The following is a 12,785-nucleotide window of genomic DNA, read 5'->3' as shown; positions in this document are numbered from 1 at the left end:
ATCTTATTTTAGTAGCGTTATGTTTAAATTTTCCGAACTCGTTATCGCATATTCCAAAGAATTTTCGATAGTTTTAATATCAAAAGCAATGGGTTGGTATTTTATAAATTCACCATTTACAAAACGATATAGTTCTTTAGTTTCTGGATGCAAGGCAACCAAATTCACCCAATTATTGATAAACCATTCATAGGTAGCGGGAACTTTTGTTATGGCATATTTTACAATTTCAGGAAAATGTTCTGCAACAATTAACAAGCGTAATGGATCGTGAATTTCAATCATTTGACTAGGTAAGCCTGGTCGTAAATCGCCATCAATTCCATTGGCTACACCAATTAATCCCATTACATTATGAGGTAATTTGGAGCCCGCCCCGAGTTTATGATTGTCAACTCTAGAGAAGTAATATTCTAAATTAATTCCACCACCAACTGGAGCTACGGCATTTAAAATTCCAGCTAAATAGTCGCCTTTTGGGTCTACTTCATAATCAAAAGAATTCATGAACGAACGTCTGTCTAGAAATACATGATCCGAAACACTTCTTCTTCCCACAATACACATGGCATTTGTCGCATGATTCAATTCAGGTCGAGGTTCAAATAGTGAAACCGAACGATTTTTTATTTTCTCGTGTACTTTTGAAATGCTTTCGTTAGAATTAATAGTGTCAAACCTTCTAGAGCGTTCTTTGGCATTATTGGCTAGTGCATTTGTGAACGTTTTGCTGTTTTCTTTATGTGAAAAAGTGTTTACTACAGAAAGTAATTCTTCATCGTAAAAAACAATTTCGTCTCTAGTTGTATCGTGTAAAGCGGGTAGAAACTGAGTTTCAGCTGGAATAAGAATACATCTTGAAGCCAAAATTTCACGAACTTTTACATGATTAGCAGCGAAGCTTAATACTTTCGCGTTTACGCTACTTGGTCTTCCGCTACATGCACCACAATCGTAACCAGCAAAATGAGTATTGTTCACGCTAGTAGCGCCGTGGCCTACTACATAAACTATTGGAGCAAAATTTTCTACCAAACCAATAGTCTTTAAAATACCTTCCACACGATTTGCCATTTCTTCAATAGAAAATCCTACTTGTAAACCGTCTATTTTTTCTTCTGGATTGGTGTTTTCTATTACTAATTTCGACTTTTTATTCAAATGTTTGAAGGAAGCCGAAGTAGCAGGTGACATACTAGGTTTGAAAATATTTAAAAACAATTTAAACGCTGAGGTATACCCTAAAGTTTGAGAAATAAGCCAGCCGAATACTAAAGAATGCGATTTCTTATGGTAATGATAATCTTTTGCTTTTTTCTTTTTTCTTGGCAACTCTTTAATTAAAAATTTTGGAGTCACAGGTGCTGGACATAATTTGGTAAAGAATTTTCCATTTATAGGTTGATAGAAAAATTCGAAATTAAAAAATGCAGCAACCCCAAAAGTTTTTGCACTTGGTTCTAAAGCTTCAATATGTCTTCTAAACGAACATTCTCTATCGTCCATACAAAAGAAAGCTTGAAATTTTGTGCTTTCTTCTGAGGTTTTTACACCTGTTTTATGTTGTAAACCTGTTAAGGCTTGGTTGTAAAAGGTCCATTCAAAAGCTTCTTGCCAAATAGAAAGCAGTTCAAAATATTCTGAATAGGCAGATTGAGAAAATAAATTTTCGGCATCAAAAGTGATTTTAGAAATAAGTGGTTCCCAGTTTTCACCAAATTTTTTATCTAATGCGTCAATTTCTAAAAGTAACTCGAAAGTAATAAGTTCTTTTAAAGTTATTTTTCTTTCATCTAATAATGAAGTGGGATTACTTTCTAAAGTTGCAATCATACCACTCCAACCTGGATGAGAAAATTGTTGATCAAAGAGATAATTTTCAAAATACAAACCTTCTCCAACTAAAATTTGAAGTAATTTATAAATGGAAGCGTCTTCTTCTAGTAATTTCTTAGCTCTTGCCGTTGAAAAAATACTAAAAACACCATTTTCATCTAATTCTTTTATGGAAGCTAAAAACCCGTCTTTATGAACAGGAAATGTCCAAACAGAAATACCTTGATCTAAATAACTACATAAGATTCTAAAAAGAATACCGTGTGTTGATTTGTCTAAGTTTATGGCATATTTTTCTTTCCAAAGACTTCTAATTTTACCAATCTTAGGATGTATGGCTTCGTCGTAATTTTTATGCAAAACATTTTCTTTCCAAGCTGAAAAGTGGTCTTCTCCTTTTTTCTGGTAGATAATTTTATCTAGAATTTCTGAGTTTATTTGGTTGTTTTTTAGCTTGTTTCTGAAATCAGAAAGCGGTAAAAACGTTTTATAACCAAATATTTCAGATGATTCTTGTAAGGCAGTAAAGAAGTCTTTATCCTGAAAAGCATGTAATGTATTGTGATGCACAAAGTCTTTCAACGGATTTTGTGCAGGTAGAAAATGCGAGAGTTTGTGAAGAGTTGCCTCTTCCACAAATCGCAATGAAGTTAAATTCATTATATTCTAAATTAAGTTAATAACAATAATGTTTTGCTTGTATAGCAAACAGTTATGAATATTGTATTAACTTAAATTTAGCTTCCAGTTACAGAAAAGATCGTATAAAGGAATACTTTTTTGTAGGATACAAAAAAGTGTTTTATTGTAGATTTTTTGATTTTTGGAATAAGAAAATAAACCAAAATTAGAACTTGTCGAATTGGTATATTTTTCTAAGTCATCACCAAATTCGACATCTTCTTCAATGTCAAAACTGATAAGTTCAAAATCATTTTCAAAATCATTTAGAGCAGAAAGCCCATAAGATTTTGCGTGCTCTACTTTATAATTCTTAAAATTGTTACTGATTTTATGTGTATTATTTCCATACAACAAATTCCCACATGCAAAGTATGTGAGAATTGTGAGTATGAATAATAATTTTTTAATCATTGTAATAATAAGTTGTCGTCAAGCAAAACTATAAAAAAATAATAAAAGCGTATAATTATATTTTTAATCATTCAACTTCAAAACAGCCATAAACGCTTCTTGTGGAATTTCAACATTTCCAACCAGTCTCATACGTTTTTTACCTTTTTTCTGTTTTTCCAATAGTTTTCGTTTACGGGAAATATCTCCACCATAACATTTGGCGGTAACGTCTTTACGTAATGCTTTTATCGTTTCACGGGAAATCACTTTTACTCCAATAGCAGCTTGAACAGGGATGTCAAATTGTTGGCGTGGAATCAATTCTTTCAACTTCTCGCACATTTTTTTCCCTATAGAATAAGCATTATCGGCGTGCATCAAAGAGGACAAAGCATCAACAATGGTAGCGTTCAATAAGATATCTACTTTAACCAAATTTGACGTTCGCATCCCAATTGGCGTATAATCAAAGGAAGCATATCCTTTAGAAACGGTTTTCAAACGGTCGTAAAAGTCAAATACTATTTCTGCCAACGGCATATCAAAAGTTAATTCTACACGTTCTGTAGTCAAGTACGTTTGATTAGTAATCAATCCACGTTTTTCGATACACAAACTCATTACATTTCCAACATAATCAGACTTAGTAATAATAGTTGCTTTTATAAAAGGTTCTTCAACATGGTCTAAACGAGAAGGCTCCGGCAAGTCCGAAGGATTATTTACGATAAGCGGCGTTGTAGGATCTTTTTTGGTGTAAGCTAAATACGAAACGTTGGGAACGGTAGTAATCACAGTCATGTTGAACTCTCTCTCCAAGCGCTCCTGAATAATTTCCATGTGCAACATTCCTAAGAATCCGCAACGGAAACCAAATCCCAAAGCTGCTGAGCTTTCTGGTAAAAATACCAACGAAGCATCATTCAATTGTAGTTTTTCCATAGAGTTTCTCAACTCCTCATAATCTTCGGTATCTACAGGATAGATACCCGCAAAAACCATTGGCTTCACATCTTCAAAACCAGTAATTATATTGGTAGTCGGGTTTTTCGCATCGGTTAGCGTATCACCCACTTTTACTTCTTTTGCTTCTTTAATTCCCGAAATCAAATACCCAACATCACCAGCTGAAATAACTTGTTTAGGAACTTGGTTTAATTTCAAAGTACCAATTTCATCTGCAAAATATTCATTTCCGGTAGCCATGAATTTAATCTTTTGGCCTTTTTTTATTTGTCCGTTTTTTACACGAAAAATAACTTCAATTCCACGAAATGGATTGTAATGCGAGTCAAAAATCAATGCCTGTAACGGCTCATCAATATTTCCTGATGGAGGAGGGATTTTTTCGATAATTGCTGCTAATATATTTTCTACACCAAAACCAGTTTTACCTGAAGCGTGAATAATATCTTCCAATTTACAGCCAAGTAAATCAATAATATCGTCGCTCACTTCCTCTGGATTGGCGCTTGGTAAATCTACTTTATTCAAAACCGGAATAATTTCCAAGTCATTCTCCAAGGCCAAATATAAATTTGAAATCGTTTGTGCTTGGATACTTTGCGCTGCATCTACAATCAAAAGCGCACCTTCACAAGCAGCAATCGAACGAGAAACCTCATAGGAAAAATCTACGTGTCCCGGAGTATCAATTAAATTCAGGATGTATTCTTGTCCTTTATACGTGTATTCCATCTGAATCGCGTGACTCTTAATCGTAATCCCACGTTCACGCTCCAAGTCCATGTTATCAAGCAATTGCGCTTTTTCTTCACGAGCGGTAACGGTTTGTGTGGCGCCAAGAAGTCTGTCAGCAAGCGTACTTTTTCCGTGGTCAATATGTGCAATAATGCAAAAATTTCTAATATGTTTCATTTTCCGTTTATATCAAATTTATTTTGGGCGTGACCGCAAGGGTCGGGCTATTAGTTTCAAGTCCTCGTCTCGTCCAAAAAGACGAGACTGTGGGCTTTACACTGCTATCCCTCACGCAAATACCAGTTTATTTTAAATTACCTGACAGCCACTGGCTGTCCTCCTCTTAATCTCAAATCTCACCCAATAGCCAAACAGCGACAATTAATCTGCAAATATAAGCTAAATTCAACAGTTTCAAAGTCCCGAATTCGCAAACTAATCGGTTTAATACTAAGTCTTTCTTCTTTCTTCTTTTATCCTTTCATCTAAATAACGTAATTTTGCACCAAATTAAATGAAGATGATCAAGATTGGCAACATAATATTACCTGATTTCCCTTTACTTCTCGCACCTATGGAAGATGTGAGCGATCCGCCTTTCCGCAGATTGTGTAAAGCCCATGGAGCTGATATGATGTATTCTGAATTTATTTCTTCTGAAGGATTAATTCGCGACGCCATTAAAAGCAGAATGAAATTAGACATCTTCGATTACGAACGCCCTGTAGGAATTCAAATTTTTGGCGGTGATGAAGAAGCTATGGCAATGTCCTCCAAAATTGTTTCAACCGTAAACCCGGATATAATAGATATCAATTTTGGTTGCCCTGTTAAAAAAGTGGTTTGCAAAGGCGCTGGTGCTGGAGTTCTCAAAGACGTTGATTTAATGATTCGTCTGACTCAGGCTGTTATTGATAGCACGCATTTACCGGTAACCGTAAAAACCCGGTTGGGTTGGGATGATAATTCGATTAATATTGATGAGGTTGCGGAGCGTTTGCAAGACATTGGTGTAGCCGCTTTAAGCATACACGCCAGAACTCGTGCTCAAATGTATAAAGGTCATTCCGACTGGTCGCACATTGCCCGAGTAAAAAATAATCCTAGAATTACAATGCCAATTTTCGGTAACGGAGATATCGATTCTCCAGAAAAAGCATTACAATATAAAAATGAATACGGCATCGACGGAATTATGATTGGTCGTGCTGCCATTGGTTATCCTTGGATTTTTGACGAAATCAAACATTATTTCAAAACGGGAGAACATTTAGCAAAACCAACTGTTATAGATAGAGTAGAAGCTGTCAAAAATCACTTGACTTGGGCCATGGAATGGAAAGGCGAACGATTAGGAATTGTTGAAACGCGTCCTCATTACACCAATTATTTCAAAGGAATTCATTCTTTTAAAACCCACAAACAAAAATTAGTAACACTAGATCGTCCTGAAGAGTTGTTCGCCGCTTTAAATGAAATCGAAGAAGCATATGTGGGATACGAGGTTGTTTAAAATACAAAAGGCTTAACAAATTTGCTAAGCCTTTTGTATTATACTTTTATACGTTTCCATTTTCCTCTTTTGTAAAGAACGATACTTGCTAAAGTAATTGCGGTTTCGGCTATAGGAATCGCTATAAAAACACCTGTTGGTCCCATTTTATAATATTTGGATAATAAATAAGCCAACGGAATTTGGAACAACCAGAATCCAAAAAAATTAATCATTGTAGGAGTCCAAGTATCACCGGCACCATTGAATGTATTAATTAGCACCATTCCTATTCCGTAAAAAACATATCCCAAACACATGGTTTGTAATGCTTCAACGGCAATCTTTTGAATAATCAGGTCGTTAGTAAAAAATGAAATCAGAGAGCGGGAAAAAATCAGTGTAATAACTGTAATAATAGCCATAAAAATCACATTGTATTTTGCGGTGGTAAAAACTGATTTTTCGGCACGTTCAACTTTTTTAGCACCTAAGTTTTGACCTACCAAAGTTGCAGCCGCATTGCTTAATCCCCAAGCTGGAAGAATAAAAAACATCATGATGCGCAATGCCGTTTGATATCCCGCCGAACCATGATCTCCGCCGGTTGTGGCGACCAATTGAGCCAAAAATATCCAACTACAGGAAGCAATAACAAATTGCAATACTCCAGGAGCAGCGATTTTTACCAATGCTTTAATCTGTTCCAAATCTGGGATAAAATAAGAAGGTATAATTTTCAATATTCCTCTGCCATTAAATAAATGATACAATTGGTATAAAACACCAATACTTCTTCCGATAGTTGTTGCCATTGCAGCACCCATTAATCCAAAAGCGGGAATGGGTCCAAATCCATTAATTAATATGGGACATAAAATAATGTTGCAAATGTTAGCTAGCCAAAGACTTTTCATGGCAATAGCAGCATTTCCTGCGCCACGGAATATTCCGTTTATAAGGAATAAAAGCATGATACATAAACTTCCGCCCATCATAATTCGAGTGAAGTTAACTCCATATTCAGCAGCTTCAACGGAGGCTCCCATAAATAACAAAATATCTTTGGCGTAAATAAAACCAAAAATGCTAATTATTGTATTGATAACAAATGCAATAATGATGGCTTGCATTCCGGATTTTGCAGCAGCAACAGGATCTTTTTCGCCAATTCTACGAGCAACAACCGCAGTGGCGGCCATGCTAATTCCGATAGCAATAGAATAAACAATAGTGATTACTGATTCGGTTAAACCAACTGCTTGAATAGCATAACTGCTTTGTTCTAAATGACCAACAAAATATAAATCGACTAGAGCGAAAACCGATTCCATAAGCATTTCTAATACCATCGGAATGGCTAGGAGAATTACTCCTTTTTTGATGCTTCCAGAGGTGTAATCAAAAGATTCATCTCCTTTGATAGCTTGTTTTACTGTTGAGAAAATTCGAGAAAATAAGTTTTTTTCTAATGTTGTTTCTGTCATGATAAATTAGGATTAATGAGAAGATTAGTCCAGACTTATTAGCTGAACTTAAAGATAAATAAAGGTGTCCTAATTATTTTACAAATAAAGAAGAACTAGACAGAAACTATCATAGCGTTTAGAATTTAAGAAAGTAAATGTAAATATTCTTTTTAATTAAAAAAATTAATCCAACAATTTCTTGCTCACCCGACTACTTGCAATTAAGGAAGCAATAAAGCCAAGTGTGACAATTGTTCCCATAACAATCAGTACGTTTTCGAGAGAGAAAATCACGGGATAAGCCAGTGTAGGAGTAATCATAATCAGCTGAAAATATTCTTGTAGCAACACGATTATGATTCCTAGAGCTAAGCCAATAATTCCGCCAAAAACACTCAGTAAAGTGCCTTGAAGCAAGAATATTTTTCGCAAATCCTTGATTTCAGTTCCCAGATTAAAAAGGGTTTTTAGGTTTCCTTTTTTGTCTAAAATCATCATTATCAGTGCGCCAATCAGGTTGAAAAGTGCCACAACAATCACCAGAGTAAATATTAAATACACCGCAATATTCTCTGTATTTAGCATTTTGTAAAGAGCCTCGTTGAGTTGCGCCCTGTTTTTTACAGTAATTTTATTGTTGAAAATAGTTTGAAGTTCTTCTGTAATTGCAGTTTCATCAGCATCAGTTTTCGTCTTGATTTCAATCCCAGAAACCTGATTGGTTTTGTATTCCAATAATTCTTGGGCTAAACCTAAATCAGCAAAAACATATTTCGAATCTAAATCTTCGCTAATGGCATAAATCCCAACAGGAAATAGATCCGTTTTGTTAAAAGCTTCTTCCGGATTTTCGATAGCGCCTTTTCCGGGTTTTGGAACTAAAACTTCTAATTGACGATTAAAATCAAGCAATCCCATAGAGAATTTTTGGGAAATTCCATAACCCACAACCACTTGGTAAGTATTTGGTTTCAACCATTGTCCGTTGAAAAGCTTTGTTTCTATTGCGTTAACTTTTTTGAAATTAGCATCAACGCCTTTCAAGTACGTAACTTCTTGTTTTCCGTCAAAAGTGAATAAAACACGCTCTTCAATAATTTTAGTATACGAAACCAAGCCATCAATTTTTTTGATTTGGCTTTCCTGATTTGGAGTAATCAAAAGAGATTTTCCTAGAGTGCTGCTTATTTTTAGATCGGGATCAATGTCATTCGTAAACGAAAGACTAAAAACTTTCAACCCACTAAAAACAGATAAAACTACAAACAAAGCCATCGCGCCAACAATAATTCCCATGCTGGCAATGCGATTGATGATGTTTATAGCATTATTTTTACTATTGCTAAGAATGTAGCGTTTGGCTATGTAAAGGGGGAAATTCAAATTTTATTGAAATCTGCGTTTGTCCAAAAGATCTCTATTTTCGATAGGATTATCTCTATTGGCTAGCGCATTGTCAATTTTTTCAATGTAATCTAAAGAGTCGTCAATAAAGAAAACCAAATTTGGAACTTTTCTTAATTGCAAACGAACACGTTGTGATAAATCATGCTTAATGTTTTTAGCATTAGACTTAACCGCCTCTAAAATTTCTTTTGCTTTGTCCTGAGGGAAAACGCTTAAATGCACTGTAGCTACTGATAAATCTGTAGTCACAGTAACCTTGGATACCGAAATGATTAAATTAGCCAATCCGTTTTTTCTCACTTCACCTTGCAGAATATCAACCAAATCTTTTTGGATAACCCCGCCTATTTTTTTCTGTCTATTTGTTTCCATGCTGCAAAAATACTACTTTTAAGTTTTATCCCGAAGTTTCGGAACAAATTTTAAAAAGTAACCTATTAATACATGTGTTTTTAGGAGCTATTTCCTGCTGTTCACTATATCTTTTTATAAAGTGATGAAAAATCACCTTATAAAAAGGATGTCGTTTCCATCAGGGCTAGGAGATTTGGGAAATTAGGACGCTAATTCTAAATCAGAAATAAAAAATCGTTAATTAAAAAATTTTAATGCAAAGACCTTCATTCTCCATTTACGACGCATCGGCTGGCTCTGGAAAAACCTATGCGCTTGTCAAAGAATACCTGAAAATTATCCTTGTCGCACCAAAAAATGATGCCTATCGTAATATTCTCGCCATTACGTTTACCAACAAAGCGGTACACGAAATGAAATCCCGAATCGTAGGAAGTCTTTCTGAATTTGCCAAGGACCAACCAAGTGCAAAAGCGCAGGATTTAATGCAGGATTTGGCTATAGATACCGAACTTTCTATCATTGAAATCAAAACCAAATCACAGCAAATCATCAAGCACATAATTCATAATTATGCCGCTTTCGATATTTCGACCATCGATAAATTTACACATAAAGTCATTCGGGCTTTTGCCCACGATTTGAATTTACCTATGACGTTTGAAGTCACTTTGGATACTGAAAATTTGTTGGTAGAAGCCGTCGATGCCATCATCGCGCAAGCCGGAGAAGATGAAACGTTAACCAAGCTGCTCATCGATTTTACGATGGAAAAAACCGACGATGATAAGTCTTGGGATATTTCTCGTGAAATTCTTGAAACCGGTCGCTTAGTTTTAAATGAAAATAATAGAAACGAAATCACGCATTTTCAAGATAAATCCATCGCTGAGTTTGTCGAAATAAAAAAGAAACTAGCAGAAGCCTGCAAAGACTTAGAAAAGCAAACGATTGTTTTTGCAGAAGAAGCGTTGACCTTAATTGATAAAAATGGAATTGATATAAAATCTTTTTCTAGAGGTACTTTTCCAAATCATATTAATAGTATTCAGCAAGGGAAATTTAATCCTAAGAATAAAATGTTTCATGAGTTTGATGATATTGCAATCAATAAAACGGCAAAAGATCGAGCGATTATTGAAAATCTTATTCCTGAATTTTTACAAATTCTGACGAAAGTTTACACTGCTTTCGAAAAGATAAACTTCTATAAAGCGTTCCTGAAAAACATTACGCCTTTGTCATTGCTGAATACGGTTAGTAATGAATTAGCCAAAATTCAGGAAGAACAAAATGTACTTTCCATATCGGAATTTAATGCGATTATTCATAGGGAGATTCAGAATCAGCCGGCACCTTTTATATATGAACGATTGGGTGAACGCTACCGTCATTTTTTTATTGATGAATTTCAGGATACTTCCGAAATGCAGTGGCAGAACCTGATTCCACTGATAGATAATGCGCTTTCGGGTCAGGATGATTTTGGTGTAAAAGGAACTTTGATGATTGTGGGTGATCCAAAACAATCCATTTACAGATGGCGTGGCGGAAAAGCGGAACAATTTATTGAATTGAGTAAAGACCAAAACCCGTTCAATAATCCCGATAAAAGACTCGAACATTTAGATAAAAATTACCGCTCTTATTCGCAGATAATCGAATTTAACAATGAATTTTTTAAATTGTTATCCAATGAATTCGAGCATTTGGATTATAAAGATTTGTATGAAAATCATAGTCATCAAAAAACGAATGATAAAACGGGTGGTTATGTAAATATTTCTTTTATTCCAAAAGTAGAAACTTCGGAAGATGACGACGAAACTTTGGATAAAACCGATTTGTATGTTTTGGCAACCTTAAACACGATTCAAAAAACGTTAAAACAAGGGTTTCAATACAAAGACATTGTGATTCTGACTCGAAAACGAAGCCAAGGAATTGCGATTGCGAATTATTTGACGGAGCAGGGAATTCCACTTTTGTCATCAGAAACTTTGATGATTCAAAATGCCACCGAAGTTCGATTAATTATTCATTTATTGAAATATTTGAAAAACAGTTCTGACTTGGAATCCAAAGCAAATTTTCTTCAATATTTAGCACAAAACAGTCAGGATAAATTACCTATTCATGATTTTATCGCTCAAGGCATGGCGTTATTTCAGGAAACTGATTTTGAATTGTGGTTAATGAGTTTTGATGTTTCGCTTTCGTTTCAAAACATTCGAAAAAAATCATTGTATGAAGCGGTTGAAGTTATTATTTCGAAATTCCTAAATCCAAAAATAAGTAATGCTTACGTTCAATATTTCTTGGATATTGTTCTGGAGCGAGATATTCGCAATCAAGCAGGAATTTCGGATTTCTTGAATTTCTGGGATAAAAATGCGGAGAAATTTAGTATTCCATCTCCGGAAGGGACAAATGCCGTTCGAATTATGACGATTCATAAATCGAAAGGATTGGAATTTCCAGTCGTGATTTTTCCTTTTGCCGAAGAAGATTATACTAGAAAACCAAAAGATAAATTATGGCTCAATGCTGAAGAACAGGATTTTGGTTTGCCAAAGGTTTTAATTGATAACAGCAGTGCGGTTGAAGGATTTGGAGAAGAAGCTGCGGAGGTTTACAATCAAAAAAAGCAGGAAGAATTATTGGATAACATCAATGTTTTGTATGTGGCTTTGACAAGAGCCGAAGAACAATTATATGTTATTTCGAACATGAATTTATCCAGTAAAGGGGAATTGCCAAAGAATAATATGTGTTCATTTTTTATTAATTATTTGGATAATAAAGTTGGGTTTGACGAAAATCAATTGGAATATGAATTTGGTAATTCGATGAAATTATCTGTTGGGAAAGAGCACGTTGATACTTCAAAAACGATTCCTTTGGTAACTGAAATTCTGAATCCAAAGAATATAAAAATTGCGCAACGAGAAGCATTAATGTGGGGAACGCATCAGCAGGAAGCTATTGAATATGGTAATGTTATTCATGAAATTTTATCTTTTGTGAAAACTAAAAACGATGTTGATTTGGCAATTACAAAGTCTATAGAAAGCGGATTGATAACTTTTGGTCAAAAAGAGACTGTTTTTAATACGATTCAGGAAATTGTTAATCACAGTGAATTAGAAATTTGTTTTGCCGAAGGGAATGACGTTTTGAATGAGCAAACTATTATTCAAAAAGAAGGTGCAACTATTAAGCCGGACCGAATGGTTTTGACAAAAAACAAAGAAGTTTTGTTATTGGATTATAAAACAGGTACACACAATGTGAAATACCAACAACAATTGGAAAATTATCAAACGGCAATTGAGTTAATGGGTTATAAAGTGATAAAAAAAGCACTTATTTACATCGGAAAAGAAATCGATGTAGTAAATTTGTAATCTTAAAAATGAGTTATCCGCAAAATTGAACTTTTAAAAATA

At 34.6% G+C, this 12,785-nt stretch carries 8 protein-coding genes; 2 read left to right on the top strand and 6 right to left on the bottom strand.

Annotated features, from left to right (window positions below; translation table 11 throughout):
- Positions 1 to 3: 3 nt before the first annotated feature.
- The 3 genes from ACXX80_RS04315 to lepA form a co-directional block, all read right to left on the bottom strand.
- Positions 4 to 2,496: a YbcC family protein gene (locus ACXX80_RS04315; protein ID WP_458552166.1), complete on the bottom strand. Its 2,493-nt coding sequence runs from the start codon at positions 2,494 to 2,496 to the stop codon at positions 4 to 6.
- A 66-nt stretch (positions 2,497 to 2,562) separates the two neighbouring features.
- On the bottom strand, positions 2,563 to 2,931 hold the full coding sequence (locus tag ACXX80_RS04310; RefSeq protein WP_458552165.1) for a hypothetical protein: 369 nt from the start codon (positions 2,929 to 2,931) through the stop codon (positions 2,563 to 2,565).
- Between the two features lie 63 nt (positions 2,932 to 2,994).
- On the bottom strand, positions 2,995 to 4,791 hold the full coding sequence (gene lepA / locus ACXX80_RS04305; RefSeq protein WP_458552164.1) for a translation elongation factor 4: 1,797 nt from the start codon (positions 4,789 to 4,791) through the stop codon (positions 2,995 to 2,997).
- A gap of 343 nt (positions 4,792 to 5,134) precedes the next feature.
- Between lepA and dusB the strand changes: the two genes are divergently transcribed.
- Positions 5,135 to 6,127, top strand: coding sequence for a tRNA dihydrouridine synthase DusB (dusB, locus tag ACXX80_RS04300; RefSeq protein ID WP_458552163.1), 993 nt, complete (start codon positions 5,135 to 5,137; stop codon positions 6,125 to 6,127).
- A 38-nt stretch (positions 6,128 to 6,165) separates the two neighbouring features.
- Here the strand turns inward: dusB and ACXX80_RS04295 are convergent, their stop codons facing one another.
- The 3 genes from ACXX80_RS04295 to rbfA form a co-directional block, all read right to left on the bottom strand.
- The gene (locus ACXX80_RS04295) at positions 6,166 to 7,593 is read right to left on the bottom strand and encodes an MATE family efflux transporter (RefSeq protein ID WP_458552162.1); all 1,428 of its coding nucleotides are present in this window, start codon (positions 7,591 to 7,593) and stop codon (positions 6,166 to 6,168) included.
- Positions 7,594 to 7,758: 165 nt separating this feature from the next.
- Positions 7,759 to 8,958 (bottom strand): ABC transporter permease, encoded by a 1,200-nt coding sequence (locus tag ACXX80_RS04290; RefSeq protein WP_458552161.1) that lies wholly within the window; start codon positions 8,956 to 8,958, stop codon positions 7,759 to 7,761.
- Between the two features lie 3 nt (positions 8,959 to 8,961).
- The gene (rbfA, locus tag ACXX80_RS04285) at positions 8,962 to 9,354 is read right to left on the bottom strand and encodes a 30S ribosome-binding factor RbfA (RefSeq protein ID WP_099714149.1); all 393 of its coding nucleotides are present in this window, start codon (positions 9,352 to 9,354) and stop codon (positions 8,962 to 8,964) included.
- Between the two features lie 236 nt (positions 9,355 to 9,590).
- On the opposite strand from rbfA, the gene ACXX80_RS04280 reads away from it, so the two are divergent.
- Positions 9,591 to 12,743 (top strand): UvrD-helicase domain-containing protein, encoded by a 3,153-nt coding sequence (locus tag ACXX80_RS04280; protein WP_458552160.1) that lies wholly within the window; start codon positions 9,591 to 9,593, stop codon positions 12,741 to 12,743.
- Positions 12,744 to 12,785: the final 42 nt, after the last annotated feature.

It is taken from the genome of Flavobacterium sp. GNP002, from assembly GCF_054343795.1.
Note: the sequence above shows the minus strand (reverse complement) of the source record. Positions and strands in the feature narration are given on the sequence as shown.

What these genes read in the sequence shown, in the direction of transcription:
- ACXX80_RS04280 (WP_458552160.1), top strand. Translation starts at nt 9,591, where the DNA reads ATGCAAAGACCTTCATTCTCCATTTACGACGCATCGGCTGGCTCTGGA.
- ACXX80_RS04295 (WP_458552162.1), bottom strand. Translation starts at nt 7,593, where the DNA reads ATGACAGAAACAACATTAGAAAAAAACTTATTTTCTCGAATTTTCTCA.
- rbfA (WP_099714149.1), bottom strand. Translation starts at nt 9,354, where the DNA reads ATGGAAACAAATAGACAGAAAAAAATAGGCGGGGTTATCCAAAAAGAT.
- dusB (WP_458552163.1), top strand. Translation starts at nt 5,135, where the DNA reads ATGATCAAGATTGGCAACATAATATTACCTGATTTCCCTTTACTTCTC.
- lepA (WP_458552164.1), bottom strand. Translation starts at nt 4,791, where the DNA reads ATGAAACATATTAGAAATTTTTGCATTATTGCACATATTGACCACGGA.
- ACXX80_RS04310 (WP_458552165.1), bottom strand. Translation starts at nt 2,931, where the DNA reads ATGATTAAAAAATTATTATTCATACTCACAATTCTCACATACTTTGCA.
- ACXX80_RS04315 (WP_458552166.1), bottom strand. Translation starts at nt 2,496, where the DNA reads ATGAATTTAACTTCATTGCGATTTGTGGAAGAGGCAACTCTTCACAAA.